The organism is Pseudomonas sp. BP01 (genome assembly GCF_022760795.1).
Classification (GTDB): Bacteria; Pseudomonadota; Gammaproteobacteria; order Pseudomonadales; family Pseudomonadaceae; genus Aquipseudomonas; species Aquipseudomonas putida_Q.
On record NZ_JAFBKA010000004.1, the window covers coordinates 198,141 to 222,987 of the forward strand.

A 24,847-nucleotide genomic window follows, 5' to 3' on the forward strand; every position below is an offset into this window, starting at 1 on the left:
ATGAGTGAACCCGTGCAATTTCCGCTGGCCGCCGTGGTCGGTGCCGACGACCTGAAGCTGGCACTGTGCCTGACCGCCATCGACCCGAAAATCGGCGGCGTGCTGATCGAAGGGCCGCGTGGCATGGCCAAGAGCACCCTGGCGCGTGGCCTGGCCGACCTGCTTGGCGAGGGCCCGTTCGTCACCCTGCCACTGGGCGCCAGTGAAGAACGGCTGGTCGGCACCCTCGACCTGGATGCCGCGCTTGGGCAGGGCAAGGCGCAGTTTTCCCCGGGCGTGCTGGCCCAGGCCGACGGTGGCGTACTGTATGTCGATGAGGTCAACCTGCTGCCCGACACGCTGGTCGACCTGTTGCTCGATGTGGCGGCCAGTGGCACCAACCGCATCGAGCGCGACGGCATCTCGCACCGGCACAGCGCCCGCTTCGTGCTGATTGGCACCATGAACCCGGAAGAGGGCGAGCTGCGCCCGCAGTTGCTCGACCGTTTTGGCTTGAACGTGGCCCTTGAGGGCCTGCCTGAGCCTGAGGCCCGCCAGCAAATCATTCGCCGGCGCCTGGCCTTCGACAGTGACCCGCAGGCTTTCTGCACGCAATGGGCTGCGGCCCAGGCGCAGTTGCGCGAGCGCTGCCAGGCAGCGCGCCATGCCCTGGCCGGTATTGCCCTGGATGACCAGGCGCTGGCCTGGATTACCGAGCGTTGCTACGCCGCCGGCGTCGACGGGTTGCGCGCCGACCTGGTGTGGCTGCGTGCGGCACGCGCCCACTGCGCCTGGCGTGGCGGTGCGGCCATCGAAGAAGTGGATGTCGAAGCGGTGGCCGAGTTCGCCTTGCGCCATCGCCGCCGCGTGGCGCCACAGGCCAACCCACCGTCGGCGCCGCAGCCGGACCAGCAGCCCGGTCAGCAGGGCGCCAGCAAGCCTGGCGAACAGGGCGGGCAGGGCGACTGGGGGGCATTGCCGGCGCAGCCGGTGGCCAGCGGTGCACGCCGCGAGGTACCGAACTGGGCAAAAAAGCCCTGAGCATCCCCCGGTCAGCTGCAAAAGGGGCGGATGCCAAAGCGGGCGCAGGCAAGCAGAACGGTGCCAGCCGTGGTCGCCCGCGCAGTGCGGCAAGCGGCCGCGTGGCCTGGCTGCCGACCTTGCTCAAAGGGCGGCCACTGCAGCGCCAGGACTTGTGCTGGCAACACCGCATGGGCAAACCGGCAGCGTTGTGGCTGGTGATAGTCGATGCCTCGGCCTCGACCCGGCGCCACCAGGCGCTGACCCAAACCAAAGGGCTGCTGGCGGCACTGTTCGACCAGGCCTACCGCCAGCGCGCCCGCCTGGCCTTGCTGACCGCCAGCGGGCGCACACCGCAGTGGCAGCGCCACGGCCTGAAGGCTTCGGCTGCATTACAGCCATGGCTGCAGGCCTTGGGCGCCGGTGGCGGTACGCCGCTGATCGCGGCACTGGAACAGGCTCGGCATTGGCTGCAGGTGCGTCAACGCGCCCACCCGGAAGAAGAGATACGCTGCCTGGTGTTTACCGATGGTCGCCTTCAGAAATGGGACGCCGTACAGCCTATGCCCTGTTCAACGTTGCTGGTGGACATGGAATTGGCACCGGTGCGGGTTGGTCGTGCGCAACGTCTGGCCGAACAATTGCAAGCCGATTACCAGCACCTGCAACAGTTCAAAGCCGTGGACTGAACAGCATTGATGCGACACTGTGTCGCAACCGTGAAAGTTGCCAGAACAGCAACTTTGCATTTGAACAAGTGCGTGGCGCTGCACGCACTTGATTCGCCGGGCGATATTACTTTGGCATCGACCACGGTTGCAGGTCGTAACCTTTCTCGCACAGTTCGGCGCGCACTTCTTCGATCAGGCTGGCCCACTGGGCGGGGTCGGAGTAGATGCGCGAAGACACTTGCTTGCTGCCGATGCGGGTGCTGGTCCGGTCGATCACTGCCAGGCTCAACTCACCAGTGCCATTGGGTGCATCCCAGGCTACGCACTGGAAAGGTTCGAAGGCGTGGTCGGCAATCAGCAGTGCTTCGTTGACACGGAGCGGGGCATTCATGGTTCGGTCTCTCTATGGTCCCAAACATCGAAGTGAGTCCGCGTTGCTTTAAAGTCGCCTCAATGGTCGCGAAGTGCAGCGCGGGGTTATGTGTACTGATGCTCGTTGTCCGGCGGCAAGTCACACACTAGATGTAAAATTTTTTGTCAGGCTTGAATCCGTTCTTCCCTGCGCCGCCATGGGATATCGTTAAAGTGCGAAAATTCCCGTGTCACATTGTAAAAAAATGCGTCAGCAGACAGACGGTAGTGGGCGCCGTCAACTTCGTTGCTACTGTTAAACGGGCGCCACAACTTGCTGTTTTACTTCATAAAACCAAAAACTGGCGCCAAGGAACGGTCATGCAACAGCTTGCCGCTCAACGTCGTTTGCTCATCGTCGACCCTTGCGATGACTGCCATCAATTATTGCCGGGCCTGCGTAACGCAGGCTGGGATGTGGACAGCTGCATGCTCGCTGCCGCGCTGGATCACCCCTGTGATGTAGGGTTGTTGCGCTTGCAGGCTTCGCACCTGAGGCACCCGGACGCGGTCAAGGACATGATCAAGCGCAGTAACACCGAGTGGATCGCGGTGCTCAGCGCCGAACAGTTGCGCATGCCGGCCGTCGGCGATTTTGTCTGCGAATGGTTCTTCGACTTCCACACCCTGCCGTTCGATGTATCCCGCGTACAGGTCACCCTTGGCCGGGCATTCGGCATGGCGCGGCTACGTGGCAAAGGGGCCGCCAAGGTGGACGACGCGACCCACGAACTGCTTGGCGAAAGCCGGCCGATCCGCGAGTTGCGCAAGTTGCTGGGCAAGTTGGCGCCCACCGAGTCGCCGGTGCTGATCCGTGGTGAAAGCGGAACGGGCAAGGAACTGGTGGCGCGTACCCTGCATCGGCAGTCGCAACGCAGCGAGCAGCCATTCGTCGCCATCAACTGTGGGGCAATCCCCGAGCACCTGATCCAGTCCGAACTGTTCGGCCATGAGAAGGGCGCTTTCACCGGTGCCCATCAGCGCAAGACCGGGCGCATTGAAGCCGCCCACGGTGGCACGTTGTTTCTGGATGAAATTGGTGACTTGCCGCTGGAGTTGCAGGCCAATCTGCTGCGTTTTTTACAAGAAAAACACATCGAGCGGGTGGGCGGCAGCCAGCCGATACCGGTGGATGCGCGGGTATTGGCCGCCACCCACGTGGACCTGGAAAGAGCCATCGAGCAGGGGCGTTTCCGTGAAGACCTGTATTACCGCTTGAACGTGTTGCAGGTGGTGACCGCGCCACTGCGCGACCGACATGGTGACCTGTCGATGCTGGCCAGCCATTTTGCCCATTTCTACAGCCTGGAAACCGGTCGCCGGCCGCGCTCGTTCAGCGACCATGCCCTGGCGGCCATGGGCCGGCATGACTGGCCGGGGAATGTACGCGAGTTGGCCAACCGGGTGCGCCGTGGCCTGGTGCTGGCCGAAGGCCGGCAGATCGAGGCGCAGGACCTGGGCCTGCAGACGCTGGACCAAGGGCAGCAGCCGCTGGGCACGCTAGAGGAATACAAGCAGCGGGCCGAGCGCCAGGCCTTGTGCGATGTGCTTAACCGGCACAGCGATAACATGAGCGTAGCGGCGAAGGTGCTGGGGATCTCCCGGCCCACCTTCTACCGCTTGCTGCACAAGCATCAGATACGCTGACTGATCTGTCCGAGGGTCAGTGCGGCGCGCGCACGATGGTCTTCAGCAGGTCTTCCGGGCTGATGTGCCCCACTACCTGGGCCACCGCGCTGCCCGGGGTTGGCAGGTCGATGATGTGGCTTTTCATCTTGCCGACCACATGCATTTCGCACGGTTTGCAGTCGAACTTAAGGGTCAGCACTTCGTCACCCTGAATCAGCTGCATCGGTGCCACCTTGGTGCGCACACCGGTCACGCCCTTGGCCTGCTTGGGGCACAGGTTGAAGGAGAAGCGCAGGCAGTGCTTGGTGATCATCACCGGCACTTCACCGTGCTCTTCATGGGCCTCGTAAGCCGCGTCTATCAACTGCACGCCGTGGCGGTGGTAGAAGTCGCGGGCCTTCTGGTTGTACACGTTGGCCAGGAAGGAAAGGTGCGACTCGGGGTACACCGGCGGCGGCGTGGTTTCGGCCTTGCGCCCGCCACGCGGGTGCGCCTTGATGCGTGCCTCGGTCAGCGCCTCGATGGCTTCACGGCGCAGGGCCTTGAGCTGCGAGTTGGGAATGAAGTACGCCTGCGGCGCGTCCAGCTCGATGCTGCTGGCGTGGTACATCGTGGTACCCAGCTGGCCGAGCAGGTCGTGCAACTGGTCCAGTGCCTGCTGTGGCTTGTTGGCCTCGCCGAACGGGCCGTCCAGGGCCACCTGCACGCTGACGCCTTCCTCACTGCTGAGGGTAAGCATCAAGCGCTGCTCACGCAGCACAGCATGCCATTCCACACCAACCCGGCGCTCGGAAGAGGTGCGTTGCAGGGCCTGCTGCCAGTTATGGTCGAGGTTGCGCGACAGCGGGTGGTTGGGCCGCAGCTTGTGCAGGCCTTCGGGCATTTCGTTGGGCTCGACGCGGTAGCGGTAGCGCTTGTGGCCGTCTTCCTCGAACTCGCCACGTGGTTCGGCGATGTTGGCGCGGAAACCCACCACTTCACGTTTGACCAGCACATTCAGGCCGTCGCCGTTGGTCAGTGGCACTTCGGTCACCACTTGCATGTCGCGCTTGCCGACCTTTTCCACCACACCCACCGGCAGGCCGGTGAAGGTTGGCGAGTCGAAGGCACCGATGTCGACCTTGCGGTCGGTCACGAAATAGTCGGTGCTGCCGCGGTGGAAGGTCTTGTCCGGGTCGGGCAAGAAGAAGTGTTCGGTGCGGCCGCTGGACGCACGGGCATATTCCGGGCGGCCTTCGAGGATGGCGTCGAGCTCTTTGCGGTAGTGGGCGGTGATGTTCTTCACATAGCCCATGTCCTTGTAGCGGCCCTCGATCTTGAACGAGCGCACGCCAGCATCGACCAGGTCGGCCAGGTTGGCGGTCTGGTTGTTGTCCTTCATCGACAGCAGGTGCTTCTCGAACGCTACCACCCGACCCTGGTCATCTTTCAGGGTGTAGGGCAGGCGGCAGGCTTGCGAACAGTCGCCACGGTTGGCGCTTCGGCCAGTCTGCGCGTGGGAGATATTGCACTGGCCGGAGAAGGCCACGCACAGCGCACCGTGGATGAAGAACTCAATGGCGGCGTCGGTTTCGGCGGCAATGGCGCGGATTTGTTGCAGGTTCAGCTCACGGGCCAGTACCAGTTGTGAGAAGCCGGCCTGATCGAGGAACTTGGCCCGTTCCAGGGTGCGGATGTCGGTCTGGGTGCTGGCGTGCAGCTCGATCGGCGGGATATCCAGCTCCATCACCCCCAGGTCCTGCACAATCAGCGCGTCGACGCCGGCGTCGTACAGCTGATGGATCAGCTTGCGCGCAGGTTCCAGCTCATTGTCGTGGAGGATGGTGTTGATGGTTGTGAACACGCGCGCATGGTAGCGGCGGGCGAACTCGACCAGTTCGGCAATCTCGCTGACCTCGTTGCAGGCGTTATGGCGTGCGCCAAAGCTTGGGCCGCCGATGTAGATGGCGTCAGCGCCGTGCAGGATCGCTTCACGGGCGATGGCCACGTCACGGGCAGGGCTGAGCAGTTCCAGGTGATTCTTTGGAAGGGACATATCGTTATATTTTCGGGCTGCCACGGTTTAGGCGGGCATTGTAGCGGCGAAACGGGCTGGCGGCATCATCGGGGTGCCGGGAGGTGCGGGATTGGCTGCCAGATTCCGCTTATTGTAGGAGCGGCCTTGTGTCGCGATGGGCCGCAAAGCGGCCCCAGCGATATCTGCGGCGAAGCTGAGAATCTGGGGGTGCTGCGCACCCCTTTCGCGACACAAGGCCGCTCCTACAGGGATCGTGTATTGCGCGAAGATCAGCGCTTGGCAGCCATCGCCGTGACTTCTACGCGCATGCCTTCAAATGCCAGCGAAGCCACACCCACGGCCGCACGCACCGGCCATGGCTTGCTGAAGAAGCGCTGGTAAACCTCGTTAAACGCGGCACGGTCGGCCATGTCGGTGAGGTAGATTGTGAGGTGCAGCACGCGGTCCATGCCGCTGCCGGCCTTTTCCAGCGCCACTTTCAGCGCCTGCAGGGTGCATTCGCTTTGCTCGACGATGCCGCCCAGTTCCAGGCTGCCATCAGCGTGGGTCGGAATCTGGGTGGTGACCAGCACGCCGTTGAACTCGGCGACGTCGGACGAAATTGACTCGGCGTCCGGGTCCGGGGTGTAGATGATGTCTGCATGTGCCATGGTGTGTTTTGCCTTGCTACGGAAGGAAAACGGCAAGCCTACGCGAGCAGGCGAATCGGGTCGAGGGCACCCCGGTGTTTGAAATGCGCGGCGTTCGCCGTCAGAATCGCGCCCCATTGCAAAGCCAGGGGCACATTTTGAACGAACAGACTTTGTCCAGGCGCCTGGAGCGCGTGGCTGCACATGTGCCGCAGGGCGCCCGCTTGGCCGACATCGGCTCGGACCATGGTTATCTGCCGGTAGCGTTGATGCTGCGGGGTGTGATCGAGGCAGGGGTGGCGGGCGAGGTGGCGCAGACGCCGTTTGCCTCGGCGCAGGGCAATGTGCGCAGAAACGGCCTGCAAGACCGGTTAACCGTGCGCCTGGCCGATGGCCTGGCAGCGGTGGAGCCGCAAGACCGCATCTCGGTGGTGAGCATCTGCGGCATGGGCGGCGACACCATGTGCGAGATCCTCGAGGCCGGCAAGCAGCGCCTTGGCGGCGTCACGCGCCTGGTACTGCAGCCCAATGGCGGTGAGCGCGAGCTGCGCCAGTGGCTGGCGGGCAATGGTTACCAGATCGTCAGCGAAGAGCTGCTACGGGAAAACCGCTTCGACTACGAAATCATCGTCGCCGAGCCCGGCACGGTGGTGTATAGCGCTGAACAACTGTACTTCGGCCCAGTGTTGATGCAGGAGAAAAGCGAGGCGTTTGTGGTCAAGTGGCGGCGCATGCTGCGGCAGAAGCAGCAGACCCTGGCCAATTTCCAACGGGCCCGTGATGCGGTGCCTCAGGCGAAAATCGACGATTTCAATCAGCAGGTGGGCTGGATCACCCAAATACTGGCCTGACTCACTGCTGCGAGCAATTGCCCATCTCGCGGTAGTCGATTTCGCGCTTCTGGCCCTGGTGGTCGACATACACCATGTGCGCAGTGCCAACCTGGCAATCTGCGGCGTTGCTGGCCGGGGTGATGGAGATGACCTTGGCCACGTCCAGCGGCATGCCGTACTCATAATTGTTGCTGGCAGGCTTTGCATTGCCCGCATCGGCAAGGGCACCAAAAGAGGCAAGGGCGGCGGCAACGGCAAGGACAGCGATCGAACGTTTCATGGCAGGCTCCTTTTCTTCAATGTATGACTAATGATGTATTCATTGGTCATCCACAATAAATGGGCTGTTCCGTGATAGATTCCTGCCTGTAACGCAAGAATAAGACTGAACAAGGAGCACACCCTCATGGACATGCTGCATGCCATGCGTACGTTCGCCCGTGTGGTGGAATGTGGCAGCTTCGCTGCCGCCGCCAATGCGTTGGATATTTCCGCGGCACAGGTTTCGCGCATTGTTGCCGAGCTGGAGAACCAGCTGCAGACCCGCCTGCTGCACCGCACCACCCGGCGCCTGCGCATGAGCGAGGCGGGTGAGCGGTTTCTGGAGCGGGCGCGGCAGATCATGCTGCTGACCGAAGAGGCGGTGGGTGAAGCCCGCGGTGCGCACCTCACGCCTCGCGGCCATCTTCGCTTGCACTGCCCGCACGGTTTGGGGCTGCTGCTGATGCCGCTGGTGGCCGGCTACAACGCGTTGTGCCCGGAAGTGGTGATCGAGCTGACGTTGTCCCAGCGCAACCCTGACCCGCTGGCCGAAGGGCATGACGTGGTGATTACCGTGGACGGCGCGCTGCCGGATTCACAGCTGATTGCCGTCCCGCTTGGCAACATCTTCAGCATCCCCTGCGCAGCACCCAGCTATCTGGACCGCCATGGGGTGCCTGAGCGCCCTGAGGACCTGCATGGGCACCGCTGCCTGCGCATGGCGTATCCAATGTATGAAGGCGACTGGGTATTCCCTCAAGGTGTGGATCAGTGTGTGATCACACCCAGTGACAACTTCTCCACTAACGTTGCCGACGCCATGCTGGTGGCCAGTGAATTGGGCATGGGCATTGGCCTGTTACCGTTCTATACGGCCAGCCAGGCGATCGAACAAGGGCGTTTGTGCAGGCTGCTGGCGCCGTACCGCCTGCGCGAGAGCGCGCTGTATGCGATGTACCCGTCGCGGCACTACCTGGATGCCAAGGTGCGTACGTGGATCGATTACCTCAAGGAGCAACTGCCGGCGGTGTTCGAGGGGCATGCGCAGGTGGTGGATGATTCGCGGTACTGGCGATAGATGGGTTAACGCTGGCCCCTGTAGGAGCGGCCTTGTGTCGCGAAAGGGCTGCATAGCAGCCCCCGGATTGCAGGGCCAATGCAAGAATTGCTGGGGCCGCTTTGCGGCCCTTTCGCGACACAAGGCCGCTCCTACAGGTATTGCACGACGCTTTAAAGGGGGTAGTGCTTGAGCTCGCGTGCAATCAGCATGCGCTGGATCTCGCTCGACCCTTCATAGATTTGGGTAATCCGCGCATCCCGGTAATAGCGCTCCACCGGGTAATCCTCCAGGTAGCCATACCCGCCATGCACCTGAATCGCCATCGAGCACACCCGCTCGGCCATTTCCGAAGCGAATAATTTGGCCTGCGAGGCCTCCGACAGGCACGGCTTGCCGGCGCTGCGCAGGCGGGCGGCATGCAGGATCAGCAAACGTGCGGCGTTCACCTGTACCTGCATGTCGGCCAGCAGGTTGGCGATGCTCTGGTGCTCGTTGATCGGCTTGCCGAACTGCACCCTGTCGCGCGAGTAGACCAGCGCCGCCTCGAACGCTGCGCGGGCAATGCCCAGCGCCTGGGCGGCGATGCCGATACGGCCGCCTTCAAGGTTGGACAGGGCGATGGCCAGGCCCTTGCCACGCTCGCCAAGGATGTTGGCTGCGGGGATGCGGCAATTGTCGAAGGTGACCGCGCAGGTGTCGGAGGCGCGGATGCCCATCTTGTGTTCGCTGCGGTCCACCTTGAAACCCGGGTTGTCGGTAGGCACCAGAAACGCCGAGAGGCCCTTCTTGCCCAGCTCCGGGTCGGTCACCGCGAATACGATGGCCAGGCCGGCGCGGCGGGCATTGCTGACGAACTGCTTGGCGCCATTGATTACCCACTCGCCGTCGACCAGTTCGGCGCGGGTGCGCAGGTTGTGCGCCTCGGAGCCGGCCTGCGGTTCGGTCAGGCAAAAACAGCCGATCACCTCACCGCTGGCCAGGCGCGGTAGCCATTGCTGTTGTTGCTCGGCAGTACCGTAGGCCAGCAGCGGGCCGCAACCTACCGAGTTGTGAATGCTCATCATCGCCCCGGTGGCGCCGCAGCCCGCAGCGATTTCTTCCACGGCCAGGGCGTAGGCGACGTAGTCGGTGTAGCTGCCGCCGAAGTCCTCAGGTACCACCATGCCCAGCAGGCCCAGTTCGCCCATCTTGCGCACCACGCCGTCATCGATCCAGCCGGCCTTTTCCCAGGCCTGGGCGTGCGGGGCGATCTCGCCACGGGCAAAGTCCCGGGCCATGTCGCGGATCATGATCTGCTCTTCGCTCAGTTCAAGGTCTTGCATCTGTGTACTCCCGGGCTCACAGGCCTTCGAAGAATTGGTCAACCCGCTGCTGTTGCAGCGCGGCCAGGGTCGGCGGGTTCCAGCGAGGCTGTTTGTCCTTGTCGATGATCAGGGCGCGCACGCCTTCGATGATGTCGCCGTGCTGGAACCACTGGCGGTCCAGGTGCAGCTCCATGGCAAAGCAGTCTTCCAGCCCCAGCTGGCGACCGCGGCGCACCATCTCCAGGGTAACCGCCATGGCCAGCGGTGAGCGGCTTTCCAGCTGGTCGGCGACGGCCACGGCCCAGGCATGGCTGTCACCGATACTGACCGCACGCAATTGTTCGACAATGGCTTGCAGGTTGGGCAGGGCGAAGAAGTGGTCGATGACCGGGCGCAGTTTTTCCAGTGGTGCATCTTCCAGCGCCTGGGTACCGAGCGTGGCCAGCAGGTTCTGCAGGTCCTTCAGCGGGTTGTCGCCAAAGTTCAGTTGGTTCAGGCCCTGGTCAAGGGCGGTGAGCTGGTCACTGGCCAGGTACCAGTCGGCCAGGCCGCAGTACAAGGCGTCGGCCGCCTGGATCTGGGTGCCGCTGACGCCCAGGTAGATGCCCAGTTCGCCGGGGATACGTGACAGGAAGTAGCTACCGCCCACATCGGGGAAGTAGCCGATACCGACTTCGGGCATGCCCAGGCGGCTGCGCTCTGTGACCACGCGCAGGTCGCAGCCCTGGGCCAGGCCCATGCCGCCGCCGAGGGTGAAACCGTCCATCAGTACGAGTACCGGTTTGCGGTAGCGGTGGATGAGCAGGTCGAGGGCGTATTCCTCGACGAAGAAGGTTTCATGCAGCGTGTCGCCCGCTTTGAAACTGTCGTGCAGCGAGCGGATATCGCCCCCCGCACAAAAGCCTTTGGGCCCCTCGCCGCGCAGCACCACGGCGCGCACTTGCGAGTCTTCGGCCCACTGGTCCAGCTGCTGGCGCAGGCTACGGACCATGTCCAGGGTCAGGGCATTGAGGCCGGCGGGGCGGTTCAGCGTCAGGTGGCCAACCTGGTTGCGGACCTCGGCCAGCACATGATCGGTTGCCGAGGTATTAGCTTGCGCAGTCATTGCGTTCTCCTTGCTTTGTTATTGATTTTCCAAGTGAAGTCTGGAGTTCGCTGGAGGATCGCAGGATCCTGTCATGCGAATTTGCCTTGCACAATCGACAATTATGCAGGGGCATCGTGCATTTTTGCTGGGGGCGAATCACCTGATGGGTCAGTTCGTTAACCTGACCGTAACGAATACGCCTGTAGCTTGATTGATCAGCCAGGCAGCACAGCCCTAAGGTGACCTCCACGACAGCGAAACTGTGGGGTCACCATGACAATAACTCAGAATCCACCGCCGCAATGGTCGCGGCGGCGCGCCGAAAAGCAGCGCCGCATCGATCGGGTCCGTCACCTCGCCGACGGCGTGGTGCTGCCCACCGAACGTATCGTCGAAGCCCTCGAACTGTTGCTGGCCCCCGGCGACCGGGTGGTGCTGGAAGGCAACAACCAGAAGCAGGCCGACTTCCTTTCGCGCTCGCTGGCCAAGGTCGACCCCGGGCGCCTGCACGACCTGCACCTGATCATGCCCAGCGTCAGCCGAGCCGAGCACCTTGACCTGTTCGAGCGCGGCATCGCCCGCAAGCTCGACTTTTCCTTCGCCGGCCCGCAAAGCCTGCGCATCGGCCAGTTGCTGGAAGATGGCCTGCTCGAAGTCGGTGCCATCCACACCTATATCGAGCTGTACTCGCGGCTGCTGGTCGACCTGATCCCCAACGTCACCCTGGTGGCCGGCTTCATGGCCGACCGCGACGGCAACTTGTACACAGGCCCCAGCACCGAAGACACCCCCGCACTGGTTGAGCCGGCCGCGTTCAGCGACGGTATCGTCATCGCCCAGGTCAACCAGCTGGTGGACCGCGTGGACGACCTGCCACGGGTCGACATCCCGGCGTCCTGGGTGGATTTTGTAGTGGTCGCCGACCAGCCTTTTTATATAGAGCCGCTGTTTACCCGAGACCCGCGCCACATCAAACCGGTGCATGTGCTGATGGCGATGATGGCCATTCGCGGCATCTACGAAAAACACCAGGTGCAGTCGCTGAACCATGGCATCGGCTTCAATACCGCCGCCATCGAGCTGATCTTGCCCACCTACGGCGAGTCTCTGGGCCTGAAGGGCAAGATCTGTCGCAACTGGACGCTCAACCCGCACCCGACCCTGATCCCGGCCATCGAGACCGGCTGGGTGCAAAGCGTGCATTGCTTCGGCACCGAGCTGGGCATGGAGGATTACATCGCCCAGCGCCCGGACGTGTTCTTCACCGGCCGTGATGGGTCGCTGCGCTCGAACCGCATGATGTGCCAACTGGCGGGGCAATACGCCGTCGACCTGTTCATCGGCGCCACCTTGCAAGTGGATGGCGATGGCCATTCCTCGACCGTGACCCGCGGCCGCCTGGCCGGCTTTGGCGGTGCGCCGAACATGGGCCACGACCCGCGTGGCCGGCGCCACGCGACCCCGGCGTGGCTCGACATGACCGTGCCAGAAACCCTGCTAGAGCGCGGCCGCAAGCTGGTGGTGCAAATGGTCGAGACCTACCAGGAAGGCGGCAAGCCCACCTTCGTGGAAACCCTCGATGCCGTAGAAGTGGCCAGGAAGGCCGGCATGCCGCTGGCGCCGGTGATGATCTACGGCGACGACGTCACCCACCTGCTGACCGAGGAGGGCATTGCCTACCTGTACAAGGCCCGCAGCCTGGAAGAACGCCAGCAGATGATCGCCGCCGTGGCCGGGGTTACCGCCATTGGCCTGCGTCACGACCCCAAAGACACCCTGCGCATGCGCCAGCAAGGCCTGATCGCCTTGCCCGAAGACCTTGGCATCCGGCGCACCGACGCCAGCCGCGAGCTGCTGGCCGCGCGCAGCATTGCCGAGCTGGTCGAGTGGTCCGGCGGCCTCTACAACCCGCCTGCACGGTTCAGGAGTTGGTGATGAAAGCACTCGACTTGCAACCGTATGTGCAGCTTCGCGAGCATGCTCGCTCCCACAGGCTTACCACTGTCCTTGAGCCTTGTGCAGTCCCTGTGGGAGCGGGCAAGCCCGCGAAGAGGCCAGCCCAGGCAACCGAAATTCCCCTGGCCGACCACCTCGCCGACCTGGCCGTTGAAGCCCTGATCGACGAAGCCGACCTGTCCCCCAAACCCGGGCTGGTCGACCGCCGCAGCAACGGCGCCCACCACGACATGACCCTGGCCCTGATGCACGCCTCGGCCCTGGCCCTGTGGCCATGCCTGCGCAACATGGCCGAAGCCGCCCAGTCCAGCGGTCAGGTTGGCCAGGCCCTACGGGCCTCACTGGGCCAACTCGGCCGCGAAGGCGAGGCCGCGATGCTTGCCGCCACCCACGGGGTCAACACTCACCGCGGCGCCATCTGGGCACTGGGCCTGCTGGTAGCGTCCACGGCCCTCGATACCCAGGCAGACGCCTGCACCCTGGCCGCCCGCGCCGGGCGTATAGCCCTGCTCGACGACCCGGCCATGCCGCACCAGCACAGCCATGGCTTGCAGGTCCGCCACCGCTACGGCAGCGGCGGCGCCCGCGAACAGGCACAACAAGGCTTCCCCGCCGTCATCGCCCACGGCCTGCCACAGCTGCAGCGCAGCCGCGCCGCCGGTGCCAGCGAGCAGCACGCCCGGCTCGACGCGTTACTGGCGATCATGAGCGTGCTCAGCGACACCTGCGTGCTCTGGCGCAGCGGCCCGGCCGGGCTGGCTGCCGTCCAGCAAGGTGCCCACGCCGTACTGGCCGAAGGCGGCAGCGCCACACTGGCGGGGCGCCGGCAACTGCGCCAGCTGGACCGGCAACTGCTGCACCTGAACGCCTCACCGGGCGGCGCCGCCGACTTGCTGGCCGCCTGCCTGTTCCTCGACAAAGCCGGGAGCCTGTGACATGGAAACCCTGAATTTTCAATTCCCCGCCGCCGAACCGGGCCGCGGCCGCACGCTGGTGGGTTGCGTCAGCTCCGGCGACCTCGAAGTGCTGATCGAGCCTGGCACTGCCGGCAGCCTGCACATCCAGGTGGTGACCTCGGTCAACGGCAGTGGCGCCCGCTGGGCGCAGCTGTTCCAGCGCCTGTTCGAGGGCCGTGCGTGGCCGGCCGTGAACATCGACATCCATGACTTTGGCGCCACCCCGGGCGTGGTGCGCCTGCGCCTTGAGCAAGGCTTCGAGGAGATTGCCCATGACTGACACCGAACGCTTGCTGCGCAGCCGCAGCTTTGTCGAACTGGGCGCCCGGCAGCGGGCGCGTGCCGTGCTAGACCCAGGTAGCTTCCGGGAGTTGCTGGGCCCGTTCGACCGGCTGATGTCGCCTTGGCTGCCGCGCCAGGGCATCGTGCCTCAGGCCGATGACGGTGTGGTTATCGCCAAGGGCCGGCTGAATGGGCGCCATGCTGTGGTCGCGGCCATCGAAGGTGGCTTCCAGGGGGGCAGCATGGGCGAGGTGGGCGGTGCCAAGATTGCAGGCGCGCTGGAACTGGCCATCGAAGATAACCGCAATGGCATCCCCACTTGCGCCGTGTTGCTGCTGGAAACTGGTGGTGTGCGCCTGCAGGAAGCCAACCTGGGCCTGGCGGCGATTGCCGAAATCCAGGCGGCCATTGTCGAGCTGCGGGCCTTGCAGCCGGTGATCGGTCTGATCGCAGGTTCGGTGGGCTGCTTTGGCGGCATGTCCATTGCTGCGGGCCTGTGCAGCCACCTGCTGGTTACCCGCGAAGCACGCCTGGGCCTGAACGGCCCGCAGGTGATCGAACAGGAGGCCGGCATCGGCGAATACGACGCCAAGGACCGTCCCTTCATCTGGAGCCTGACCGGCGGCGAACAACGCCATGCCAGCGGCTTGGTGGACGGCTATGTGGCCGATGATATCGATGCGCTGCGCGAACGCTTGCTGCAACTGCTCGACACACCCTCCAAAGACCGCGCCAGCCAGCACGTCTGGTTCCTCGACCGGCTGGCCCGGCTGGGCGAAGACTGCCCGCAACTGGATGCCGCCGCCGTGCGCGTCCTTTACCAAGGAGAAGCCCAATGAACCGTGCCTTGAACTGGCTGCCGGGCCTGGCCGGCGGGCAAGCCTTGCCAGGTTATCCCGCATCGCTGCGGGTGATTGACGGCGAACTGGACAACCGCCTGGCGCGCTTCATCGCCGTGGTGCCCGATGCCGACAACCCATTCCCCCGTGCCCGCTCGGGCGAGGTCGGCCTGCTGGAAGGCTGGGGCCTGGCCAAGGCGGTGAGCGAGGCGGTGGAGGCTGACCGCAACGGCCAGAAGCGCGCCATTGTCGCGGTGATCGATGTGCCCAGCCAGGCCTATGGCCGCCGTGAGGAAGCGTTGGGCATTCACCAGGCATTGGCCGGTGCCGTGCAGGCCTACGCCGAGGCGCGGTTGGCCGGGCACCCGGTGATCGGTCTGCTGGTTGGCAAGGCCATGTCCGGCGCCTTCCTGGCCCACGGCTACCAGGCCCAGCGCCTGATCGCCCTGGACGACACCGGGGTCATGGTGCACGCCATGGGCAAAGCGGCTGCGGCGCGGATTACCCTGCGCAGCGTCGAGCAGCTTGAGGCCCTGGCCGCCGAAGTGCCGCCCATGGCCTACGACCTGGCCAGCTACGCCTCGCTGGGCCTGCTGTGGCGCCGCCTGACAGTAGACAACGCCCAGGCACCGAGCGCCGCCGACATTGCTCAGGTGCGTGCCTGCCTGGCAGAAGCGGTGCGCGATATTGGTAGCTCCACCGACCTGTCGTCGCGGCTGGCGGGAGAAAACCGCAGTGCCTCGCGCCAGGTACGCGAACAGCTGCGCCGCCAGTGGCAGGGCGCTTGAGATGAACGCGCCAAGGCCGCACGACCTGCTGTGGGGGATGCCCGTGTCGGGCTTGCCCGCCGACGCGCCGCAGTGGGCACAGAACGTGCTGGCAAGCGGCCGACCGGTGGTGGTGCGCCGTGCCTCCTGTGAGGATGGCTGGGTAGCGGTTGGGGTGCGTGGTCAGGGCCGGGCGCAGCGCTTGGGTGCGTTGATGCGCCTGGCCGATATCCAGCGTCAGCAAGGCCCCGAAGCGCTGCGGGTGCACGTACAAAGCCCATGGCCTGCGCTACAGGCACTGGCCTCGGTCACCCCGGTATTGCAGGCCAGCGGCCTGGCCTGGGGGCCGACGGGCGGGGTGGGGTACCAGATTGCGACCGGCATGGAAGTGGTACATGCCGACAGTGACCTGGACCTGCTGCTGCGCACACCACAATCGCTGACCCGTGCTCAGGCGCGGGAGATGCTGGATATCCTCGACTGCGCGCCGTGCCGTATCGATGTGCAACTGGAAACCCCGGCAGGTGCCATTGCCTTGCGCGAATGGGCCGGTTTTGCCCGCCGCGTGCTGCTCAAGTCGCCCCATGGCCCGCGCCTGGTCAGCGACCCTTGGGCAGTGATGGAGCGTGCCGCATGAGTAGCCTGTTCGCCTTCCCCGGCCAGGGAGCCCAGCAGGAGGGCATGCTGCAGCGTCTGCCTGAGGGCGCAGGGCTGCTGCTGGAGGAAGCCAGCGATACCCTAGGCCAGGCTGCGCTGGCGCTGGACAGCCGGCAAGCACTGCAGTCTACCCGCGCTGTTCAGCTGTGCCTGCTGCTGAGTGGCGTGGCCTGGGCACGTTGGCTGATGCAGCGCAGCCCAGCGCCGGATTACGTGGCGGGGTTGTCGATTGGCGCCTATCCAGCGGCGGTTACGGCGGGCGCCCTGGGGTTTGCCGATGCCGTGCGCTTGGTCGCTCTGCGTGGCGAGCTGATGCAGTGCGCCTATCCGCAAGGCTACGGCATGACTGCACTCAGCGGCTTGGACCTGACCAGTGTCGAGTGTTTGCTGAGCGAGGTGGGGGGCGAGGTGCATGTCGCGAACCTCAACAGTGAAAACCAGATCGTCATCGCCGGTAGCGATACGGCGATGGCTGCGGTCGCCGCCAGGGCTCGCCGCCAAGGCCAGGGCGTGGCCCGACGCCTGGCAGTCAGCGTGCCGTCGCATTGCCCGTTGCTGGATGGCCCGGCAGCGGAACTTGCCAGCGCCTTCGCCACGGTCGAGTTGCAGCGCCCACGCATTACCTACCTCAGCGGCAGCAGCGCGCGGCCTGTGTTCGACCTACAGCGCCTGCGCGACGACCTGGCGGGCAACATGGCAAGGGTGGTCGATTGGCGCGCTACGTTGCGCAACGCCTTTGAACGTGGCGTGCGCCTGCACCTGGAAATACCACCCGGCAGCGTGCTCAGCGGGCTGGCCCGGTCAGTGTTCGAACAGGGCAGGGTAGTGGCCGTGGAGGGTACACGGTGGGACACCCTGGATGCGCTGCTGCGCCAGGAGGTGGCTGACGACCGATGATGTCAGTCGGCAGACGCTGTCATTCTGGGAGCTGTCCTGTTTTGAATCTGGAAGCTTGTGCGACCCCTGTGGGAGCGGGCAAGCCCGCGAACACGGGCGAAGCCCGTGCCATCCACCGAGGCGCCTGCTTCGCGGGCACGCCCGCTCCCACAATGACCGTGCAGGCCGCATCAATGTGTGTTTACGAAGAACAACAACAAGCAACTTCGACACAACCTGAGGACAACAACAATGATCATCTATGGTGTGGCACTGCTGGCGGTCTGCACGCTTGCCGGCGTTATCGTCGGCGACTTCCTGGGCGTGTTGCTGGGCGTGAAATCCAATGTGGGCGGGGTCGGCATCGCCATGATCCTGCTGATCTGCGCACGGCTGTACATGCACCGCAACGGTGGCATGAGCAAGGAGTGCGAGTTTGGCGTGGGCTTCTGGGGCGCCATGTACATCCCGGTGGTGGTGGCCATGGCCGCCCAGCAGAACGTGGTTACTGCTCTGCACGGCGGGCCGGTAGCGCTGCTGGCGGCAGTGGGCGCGGTGCTGGTGTGCGGCGCGACCATCGCCCTGATCAGCCGCAGCCACCGTGGCGAGCCTTTGCCCGCGCTTGAAACCACCCCCGAAACCCGCGCGCAGGTTGCCCCTGCAGGAGGTCGTTGAACATGTGGCCGATCATTGAAAATGCCCTGGAGCACAACGGCCTGATCACTGCCTTTGCAGTGGTAGGCGCAATCATGTGGTTGTCGGTTGTGATGTCGAAGTACCTCACCTTCGGCCGGGTGCACGGCTCGGCCATCGCCATCGTCATCGGCCTGGTGCTGGCCTGGGTAGGCGGCACCGTGACGGGCGGGCAGAAAGGCCTGGCCGACATGGCGCTGTTCTCCGGTATCGGCCTGATGGGCGGGGCCATGCTGCGGGACTTCGCCATTGTGGCCACGGCCTTCGAGGTGCAGGCCACCGAAGCGCGCAAAGCCGGGATGATTGGCTTGGTGGCGCTGCTGCTGGGCACGGTGCTGCCATTCATTGTCGGTGCGGCAGTGGCCTATGCCTTCGGTTACCGCGATGCGGTGAGCATGACCACCATCGGCGCGGGGGCGGTGACCTATATCGTCGGGCCGGTGACCGGGGCGGCGCTGGGTGCAAGTTCGGACGTGATGGCCCTGTCGATTGCCACCGGGCTGATCAAGGCGATCCTGGTGATGGTGTTCACCCCAGTTTCTGCGCGCCTGCTGGCCCTGGACAACCCGCGCTCGGCAATGGTGTTCGGCGGGTTGGCAGGGACGGTGTCGGGGGTGACGGCCGGGCTGGCCGCGACGGATCGGCGGCTGGTGCCGTATGGCGCGTTGACCGCCACCTTCCATACCGGGTTGGGGTGCCTGATGGGGCCGTCGATTCTGTACTTCTGCGTACGCGGTCTGGTCGGCTGACGTCGTACCCTCCACTCTGTGGGCGCGGGCGTGCCCGCGAAGCAGGCTACTCGGTGCATGGCACCGGCTTCGCCGGTGTTCGCGGCCACGGCCGCTCCCACAGTGATTGCGTCGCCTTCAGTCGTGCAACCCGTTGCCCCCAAATCGGGGAAAACCGCCGGGTGATCCTCCCCAATCCGATTCGGTTACCTACGCAACCATTTGAAAATATTAGATATCTTCTCCTGGCACACACCTTGCTCCACACCTCCGCAGAGTTCCTGTGTTCTGGAGGTGCAGCATGTCTACGCCACGCAAAGGCCCCCTTCTGTCATCCCTCGTTCTGGCCCTGTTAGGCTGGGAATCGACCAGCGAGGCGGCCGTGCAGTGCCAGCGCACCTTGGTCGCCAATGTGGTGGCACTGGACCAGCCACTGATGTTCAACCGCCTTGGCGCGCAAAACGCCAATGGCATGATGTTCGCGCTTCGTGAAGATGTGGTGGACGACAAGCAAGTCCCCCTCAGCAAGGGCGGGGCTGCGGTACCGGGCAAGGTCACTCTGCGCCCGGACAAGCGCCCACGGCCGATTGTGCTGCGGGTAGCCGCCGGTGACTGCCTCACGGTCAACCTGACCAACCTGCTGGCCTACCAGGCCAACCCCAACAAGCACGGCATCGATCCTGAAGAAAACGAAGCCGAAGGCGAGGAGGAAGGCGAAGAGGAAGGCCCGGAGAACGAAGTCGGGAACGAAGGCGGTGAGGACTTCGTCGCTGATGAGCAGGTAAATGACCGGCATGTCGGCTTCCAGGTGAACGGCATGCAGGCGGTCAACAGCATTGGCGATATCGCCGCCAACACCGGCCGCAATGGCAACTTCCTGGTATCGCCCGGCAACACCCGCAGCTACACCCTGTACGCCGAGCGCGAGGGGGCCTTTGCTGCCACCAGTCAGGGCGCTACTTTTGGCGGCCAGGGTGGTGCAGGTAACGTTGCCAATGGCCTGTTTGGCCAGGTGGTGGTCGTCCCCAAAGGTGGGCGAACCTTCCGCAACACCTTGACCGAAGAAGAAATGCGCCTGGCCACCACCGGCCGTACCGCCACCGGCCAACCGGTCATCGATTACCAGGCCCGTTACCCGCAGACTCAACCGTGGATCAGCGAGGGCAAGGCCGGCAAGCCGATCATTGCCATGGTCGACGGCAATGAAATTCTCAACAGCGAGACCGACGCCATTGTCATGGGGCCGAACCCGGACGGCAGCTTCCCGCGTTCGACCTACCCGCTGGAAAGCGTCAACAAGCGCAACCCCGCATTGCCCAACCGTCTAGAAGCATTTCGCGACTTTGCCTCGCAGTTCGCCGATGAAGTGGCCGCCACCCAGGCCTTCCCCGGCTACTGGGCGGACCCGGTGATGGGCCATGTGCTGGAGCCAACGCGCGATTCGTTCATGATCAACTACGGCTCCGGCGGCATGGGCGCTGAAGTGGTCGCCAACCGCCTGGGTGTGGGGCCGATGCATGACTGCCTGTCGTGCGCCTACGAGGAGTTCTTCCTCAGCGCACACACCGTGGGCGATATCGGCACCCTGGTGGACGTACCGGCCAACGTCGGCCTGGAGAACATTCGCCCAGGCCAGACGCCGCCGGCCAGCGCCATGGGGGTCAAGGCCAGCATGGCGCTTTACCCGGCCGAGCCAGCCAACGTGCACCACAGTTACATTGGCGATTTCACTAAATTCCGCAACACCCACAATGGCCATGAACAGCACATTTTCCACCTGCATGGTCACCAGTGGCTGTTCAACCCCAACGACGACAACTCCGACTACATCGACGCCCAAGGCATCGGCCCGGGTATCGGCTACACCTACGAGATTGCCAACGGCGGGTCGGGCAACCGCAACCGCGTGGCAGGCGATGCCATTTACCACTGCCACTTCTACCCGCACTTCGCCCAGGGCATGTGGGCCATGTGGCGGGTGCACGATGTGTTCGAAGAAGGCACCCGGCTGGAAGTGAGCGGGCAGGGCGAGAATGGTTTCCACAGCACGCCGTTTGCCCAGCGCAGCGGCAAGCCTGCCGCTGGCGCCCGGGCATTGCCCGATGGCGAAATCGTTGCGGGTACACCGATCCCGGCCATCGTGCCGCTGCCTGGCAAAGCCATGGCGCCGATGCCTGGCAAGGTGGTGGTGGTACCCAAACTGTCTGAGCAACTGGTAGCCGCCAACGACGATGATGACGAAAACGAGGACGAAGGCGATGACGACCACGCCAACCAGGCGCCGGTGCACAAAGCCGTCGGCTCACTGGCGCTGGTCGACCGCACTGATGCCAACCGCGACGCCGATGGCAGCCTGAAAAACCCAGGCTACCCGTTCTGGATCGGTGGCATGGAAAGCAGTGTCGGTAACCGCCCGCCAACCCCGCCACTGGACATGCTTGACCCGGCCCTGGCCCGGCAGCTGAAAGACAGCGGCAAGGCCCTGTGGGCCAACCTTGACGCCAACCAGGTAGACGGCTGGGATGGCGGCCTGGGCCGTCATGCGCTGGACGGTGTATCTGCCGGTGGCGAGGCCGTGACCACCACCACCAAGCTGGACTTTTCCAAGGTGGTGCACAAAGCCAAGCCCATCTACCTGCCCGAAGAAGGAACCGATGTCGAGCAGGCCGCCATGCAGTTCCACGCCAAGGCCGAGCACCCCAGCTTCGCCCTGATCCCTGGCAGCCAGCCGGTGGCCAAGGCCTTCCGCACCAACGGCGCCTTGCCCACTGCCGGCGCGCCGTTCTACGAGCCGTGCATGGATGACCGCGGCAAGCGCCTGACCCAAACCTCGGGGGTAGGCGAGTTTGCGAGCGGCGAGAGCTTGACCGGCATGAGCTTCCGTGGTTCGTCCACCTTCACCGCCGACCGCCCGCGCATCTACAAAGGTGCCAATATCCAGTTCGACGCGGTGTACAACAAGGTCGGCTACCACTTCCCGCAGGCGCGTATCCTGGCGCTGTGGGAAGACGCCTGGCCGGTGATCACCAAGCAGCGCCCGCCAGAGCCGCTGGTGATGCGCATGAACACCTTCGACTGCACCATGTACACCCACACCAACCTGATCCCGTCGTACTACGAAATGGACGACTACCAGGTGCGTACCCCGACCGACGTGATTGGCCAGCACATCCACCTGCCCAAGTGGGACCTGACTGCCGCCGACGGCTCGGCCAATGGCTGGAACTATGAAGACGGGGTGCTCTCGCCCGGCAGCGTGGTCGAGCGTGTGCATGCCATCCGCGCCTATAACGGCTGCACTGAAGGCGACAGCCGCGACGGCACCGCCGCCTGCCCGAAAGCGAAGCAGCACCCGTACTTTGGCCGCTTTGGCCGGGCCGACTGGCTGGGCGCGCGCACAGCCATGCAACGCTGGTTCGCCGACCCGCTGGTGAACGTGAACAACGTCGACCGTGGCCTGGGCACCATCTTTACCCACGACCACCTCGGCCCATCCACCCACCAGCAGCTGGGGCTGTATGCAACCGTGCTGGCCGAACCTGCCGGCTCTACCTGGTACCACGCCGAAACCGGCGAGCAACTGTACAACCCGGCCACACGCCAGGATGGCGGGCCGACCTCGTGGCAAGCGGTGATCAAGACTGGCGACCACGATGGCGATGGCAAGAACGACAGCTACCGCGAGTTCTTCCTTGAATACAGCGACTTCCAGCATGCCTATGAAGCGGGTGTTTATGTGGGCGCAGGCCCGGACGGCATCCCCAATGGCCAGTCTTACCCGGCCACAGCCGACAGCTTCCGCTACGCCATCAACCCGCCGGTACGGCAGAAGGCATCCAACCTGCTTGAATCGGTGGTCGAGTCGCGCGGTGGCCTGGCCCCCGGCTGCCCAAGCCGGCCTTGCCCGCAGGCGATTTCGGTCGATGACCCGGGCATGTTCGTCGTCAACTACCGCAACGAGCCGCTGGCCCTGCGGGTATTCGACCCGAACAAGGTCGGCCCCGATGGCAAGCGCGGCATGCAGGCTGACGGCCTGGCCGGCGACCTGAGCTATGCCTTGCAGAGCCGTACCGACCGTGCGATCCCGGCCATGAACCTGGCGCCTTCGGCGATCACCTCGGCGGTTGGCCCTACCGGCGGCACCACACTGTTCCCACCCCACATCAACAAGGCCGGCAGCGAGCCGGGGGACCCGTTCACGCCCATGCTGCGCACCTACTCTGGCGACAACGTACGGCTGCGCCTGCACGCCGGTGGCCACGAGGAGGAGCACAACGTGACCTTGCACGGCGTGAAGTGGCTGCAAAACGGTTCGGGCTTCGGTAACAGCTCCAACTCGGGCTGGAAGGCCTCGCAGATGATCGGTATTTCCGAACAGATGGGCTTCATGGCACCGGTGTCGATGATTTCCAGTTCTGCTGCCACCAACGGCGATTACCTGTACGCCATGGACGCAGCCCTGGAAGGCTACTGGAACGGCATCTGGGGCGTGATGCGCAACTACACCGCACAACGCGCCGACCTTTTCCCGCTGCCGAACAACACGCAACCCGTGGCCATGCGCAATACCGTGAACTTTGACGGCATCTGCCCGAAAACCACGGCCAACCCCAACGGCATCGGTACCCGTACCACCGTCAAGCGCAGCTACGAGATTGTCGCGGCGCTGGCCAACGACATCCTCGAGAACCGCAACGGCGTCAGCATCAACGACCCGGCCGGTGTGGGCCAGCATGTCGGCGGCCCGCTGAAGGCCAATGGCGGCACCCTGGTGTTCAACAGCCGCAAGACCAGCATCCCGCAGGTGACGGTTGTCGACGAGGAGGACGGCACCACCTTTACCGTGGGTGGCCACAGTGCGCCACTGCATGACCCGACCGCCGTGCTGTATGTGCGCAAGGCCGACCTGGACGCCACCACCGGCAAGCTCAAAGCCGGCGTACCGGTGGAGCCGCTGGTGCTGCGTGCCAACGCCGGGGACTGCATCAGCATCACCCTGGAAAACCGCCTGCCACAGGTCATGCCAGACCTGCCAAGCACGGCCGTGATGCAGAACGTGGTCAAGCGTGACCGCTTCGACAGCGAAGGCTCCACCGCCTTCAACAACAACCTGATGCGGCCGTCCAGCCATGTGGGCCTGCATGCCCAGTTGCTGGCCTACGACATCACCAAGTCCGACGGTGCCAACGTGGGTGCCAACCCGGCGCAGACCGTGCCACCCCGGGTGGGCAACAGCGGTGCCTACCCAAGCCGGGTGTACCAGTACTACGCCGGCCACCTGGAGCGTGAGGGCAAACCGGTGCTGCAACTGGGCCGCACGGTGGACAACATCAACACCACGGCAATCGAGTTTGGTGGCCTGAACCTGATGCCGTCGGACTTCATCAAGCAGCCACAAAAAGGCCTGGTGGGTGGCATGAGCATCTTGCCGCAGACCGCAACCTGGACCGAGGACACCGCCAGCCGGGCCCAGGCCACGGTCAAGGTCACTGGCCAACCCGATTACCGCGACCTGGTAACGGTGTGGCAGCGCTCGATGAACATGCGCTGGGCTGACGGCCGCCCGGTCGAAGGCATCGCCACCGAAGGCAATGGCGTGCCGGGGGACCCGAAAGACAACGGCAACATGGCCATGAACTACAAGACCGAACCGCTGTGGCTGCGCTTTGGCCTGGCGCCGGATGCACCGTTCGGCCATGCCGATGGCTTCGGCTTTGCCGATGTGCCCAACGCGCACATGGCCTACAGCAACGCCCTGGTTGGCGGTGACCCGCAAACCCCGGTGCTGTACGCCAAGCCGGGCCAGCCAGTGCGCAGCCATGTGCTGATGCCCAGTGGTGGCAGCCGTGGCATCACCTACCAGCTGGACGGGCACCTGTGGCCATTGCACAACTACCAGGCCGAGAAGAGTGACGTGGACGGCTACCCGATGGGCCTGCCTGGCATCGGTTCGGTGCGCTTCGGCTACAACCCGATGGCCATGTACATCGGTGCCCAGGAGAGCGTACTGCCAGCGGCGCACTTCAGCTTCATGCTGCCGAGTGCCGGCGGTGCCAACGCGGTGGCGGGTGACTACCTGTTCCGCGACTACGCCGCCTACGGCAACCTCTCTGGGCTGTGGGGGATTTTGCGGGTGACCAACGAAGCGCCGCCGGCAACGGCCCCGGCGCAGTGACGGAAGGGGAGCGCGAG

Annotated in this window: 21 protein-coding genes; 15 read left to right on the forward strand and 6 right to left on the reverse strand. The window is 64.5% G+C overall.

Annotated elements, in window-relative coordinates:
- Both JOY50_RS06035 and JOY50_RS06040 read left to right on the forward strand, forming a co-directional pair.
- The gene (locus tag JOY50_RS06035; RefSeq protein WP_243054918.1) at positions 1-1,020 is read left to right on the forward strand and encodes an ATP-binding protein; all 1,020 of its coding nucleotides are present in this window, start codon (positions 1-3) and stop codon (positions 1,018-1,020) included.
- Between the two features lie 101 nt (positions 1,021-1,121).
- Complete coding sequence (locus JOY50_RS06040) at positions 1,122-1,688, forward strand: VWA domain-containing protein (protein WP_243054919.1); 567 nt, start codon at positions 1,122-1,124, stop codon at positions 1,686-1,688.
- Between the two features lie 106 nt (positions 1,689-1,794).
- Here JOY50_RS06040 and JOY50_RS06045 read toward each other — a convergent pair whose 3' ends face one another.
- Positions 1,795-2,061, reverse strand: a complete 267-nt coding sequence (locus JOY50_RS06045; RefSeq protein WP_013972506.1) for a hypothetical protein — start codon at positions 2,059-2,061, stop codon at positions 1,795-1,797.
- A 341-nt stretch (positions 2,062-2,402) separates the two neighbouring features.
- On the opposite strand from JOY50_RS06045, the gene JOY50_RS06050 reads away from it, so the two are divergent.
- Entirely contained in the window at positions 2,403-3,728 is a 1,326-nt protein-coding gene (locus tag JOY50_RS06050) for a sigma-54 dependent transcriptional regulator (protein WP_046811314.1), read from the forward strand.
- A 16-nt stretch (positions 3,729-3,744) separates the two neighbouring features.
- Here JOY50_RS06050 and JOY50_RS06055 read toward each other — a convergent pair whose 3' ends face one another.
- Both JOY50_RS06055 and JOY50_RS06060 read right to left on the reverse strand, forming a co-directional pair.
- A complete protein-coding gene (locus JOY50_RS06055; RefSeq protein ID WP_138737116.1) occupies positions 3,745-5,745 on the reverse strand; it encodes a U32 family peptidase in 2,001 nt (666 codons plus the stop codon).
- Positions 5,746-5,996: 251 nt separating this feature from the next.
- Entirely contained in the window at positions 5,997-6,377 is a 381-nt protein-coding gene (locus tag JOY50_RS06060; RefSeq protein WP_016499416.1) for a RidA family protein, read from the reverse strand.
- 137 nt (positions 6,378-6,514) lie between these two features.
- Between JOY50_RS06060 and JOY50_RS06065 the strand changes: the two genes are divergently transcribed.
- Positions 6,515-7,207, forward strand: coding sequence for a tRNA (adenine(22)-N(1))-methyltransferase TrmK (locus tag JOY50_RS06065; RefSeq protein WP_132840504.1), 693 nt, complete (start codon positions 6,515-6,517; stop codon positions 7,205-7,207).
- A gap of 1 nt (position 7,208) precedes the next feature.
- On the opposite strand, the gene JOY50_RS06070 is transcribed toward JOY50_RS06065, so the two are convergent.
- Entirely contained in the window at positions 7,209-7,469 is a 261-nt protein-coding gene (locus tag JOY50_RS06070) for a DUF2790 domain-containing protein (RefSeq protein ID WP_028613836.1), read from the reverse strand.
- Between the two features lie 126 nt (positions 7,470-7,595).
- Between JOY50_RS06070 and JOY50_RS06075 the strand changes: the two genes are divergently transcribed.
- Positions 7,596-8,528 (forward strand): LysR family transcriptional regulator, encoded by a 933-nt coding sequence (locus JOY50_RS06075; RefSeq protein WP_132840506.1) that lies wholly within the window; start codon positions 7,596-7,598, stop codon positions 8,526-8,528.
- Positions 8,529-8,680: 152 nt separating this feature from the next.
- Here JOY50_RS06075 and JOY50_RS06080 read toward each other — a convergent pair whose 3' ends face one another.
- Together JOY50_RS06080 and JOY50_RS06085 are read right to left on the reverse strand one after the other, a co-directional pair.
- Positions 8,681-9,832 (reverse strand): acyl-CoA dehydrogenase family protein, encoded by a 1,152-nt coding sequence (locus JOY50_RS06080; RefSeq protein WP_063423805.1) that lies wholly within the window; start codon positions 9,830-9,832, stop codon positions 8,681-8,683.
- A 16-nt stretch (positions 9,833-9,848) separates the two neighbouring features.
- Positions 9,849-10,919: an enoyl-CoA hydratase/isomerase family protein gene (locus tag JOY50_RS06085; RefSeq protein WP_132840510.1), complete on the reverse strand. Its 1,071-nt coding sequence runs from the start codon at positions 10,917-10,919 to the stop codon at positions 9,849-9,851.
- 255 nt (positions 10,920-11,174) lie between these two features.
- Between JOY50_RS06085 and mdcA the strand changes: the two genes are divergently transcribed.
- The 10 genes from mdcA to mnxG all read left to right on the forward strand — a co-directional run bounded on the left by mdcA (position 11,175) and on the right by mnxG (position 24,830).
- On the forward strand, positions 11,175-12,836 hold the full coding sequence (gene mdcA / locus JOY50_RS06090; RefSeq protein ID WP_132840513.1) for a malonate decarboxylase subunit alpha: 1,662 nt from the start codon (positions 11,175-11,177) through the stop codon (positions 12,834-12,836).
- Positions 12,836-13,792, forward strand: coding sequence for a triphosphoribosyl-dephospho-CoA synthase (locus JOY50_RS06095; RefSeq protein ID WP_132840515.1), 957 nt, complete (start codon positions 12,836-12,838; stop codon positions 13,790-13,792). Before mdcA ends, JOY50_RS06095 begins: the two co-directional genes overlap by 1 nt.
- A gap of 1 nt (position 13,793) precedes the next feature.
- Positions 13,794-14,093: a malonate decarboxylase subunit delta gene (locus JOY50_RS06100; protein ID WP_028613842.1), complete on the forward strand. Its 300-nt coding sequence runs from the start codon at positions 13,794-13,796 to the stop codon at positions 14,091-14,093.
- Positions 14,086-14,934 (forward strand): biotin-independent malonate decarboxylase subunit beta, encoded by an 849-nt coding sequence (locus JOY50_RS06105; protein WP_132840518.1) that lies wholly within the window; start codon positions 14,086-14,088, stop codon positions 14,932-14,934. The genes JOY50_RS06100 and JOY50_RS06105 overlap by 8 nt, the downstream gene beginning before the upstream one ends.
- Positions 14,931-15,722: a biotin-independent malonate decarboxylase subunit gamma gene (mdcE, locus tag JOY50_RS06110; protein ID WP_132840521.1), complete on the forward strand. Its 792-nt coding sequence runs from the start codon at positions 14,931-14,933 to the stop codon at positions 15,720-15,722. Before JOY50_RS06105 ends, mdcE begins: the two co-directional genes overlap by 4 nt.
- Before the next feature lies 1 nt (position 15,723).
- A complete protein-coding gene (locus tag JOY50_RS06115; protein ID WP_132840523.1) occupies positions 15,724-16,338 on the forward strand; it encodes a malonate decarboxylase holo-ACP synthase in 615 nt (204 codons plus the stop codon).
- The gene (gene mdcH, locus JOY50_RS06120; protein ID WP_132840525.1) at positions 16,335-17,255 is read left to right on the forward strand and encodes a malonate decarboxylase subunit epsilon; all 921 of its coding nucleotides are present in this window, start codon (positions 16,335-16,337) and stop codon (positions 17,253-17,255) included. The genes JOY50_RS06115 and mdcH overlap by 4 nt, the downstream gene beginning before the upstream one ends.
- Before the next feature lie 231 nt (positions 17,256-17,486).
- Positions 17,487-17,909, forward strand: a complete 423-nt coding sequence (madL, locus tag JOY50_RS06125; protein WP_132840527.1) for a malonate transporter subunit MadL — start codon at positions 17,487-17,489, stop codon at positions 17,907-17,909.
- A gap of 2 nt (positions 17,910-17,911) precedes the next feature.
- The gene (gene madM, locus JOY50_RS06130) at positions 17,912-18,676 is read left to right on the forward strand and encodes a malonate transporter subunit MadM (RefSeq protein WP_016499447.1); all 765 of its coding nucleotides are present in this window, start codon (positions 17,912-17,914) and stop codon (positions 18,674-18,676) included.
- Positions 18,677-18,956: 280 nt separating this feature from the next.
- Positions 18,957-24,830, forward strand: a complete 5,874-nt coding sequence (gene mnxG / locus JOY50_RS06135; protein ID WP_243054920.1) for a manganese-oxidizing multicopper oxidase MnxG — start codon at positions 18,957-18,959, stop codon at positions 24,828-24,830.
- Positions 24,831-24,847: the final 17 nt, after the last annotated feature.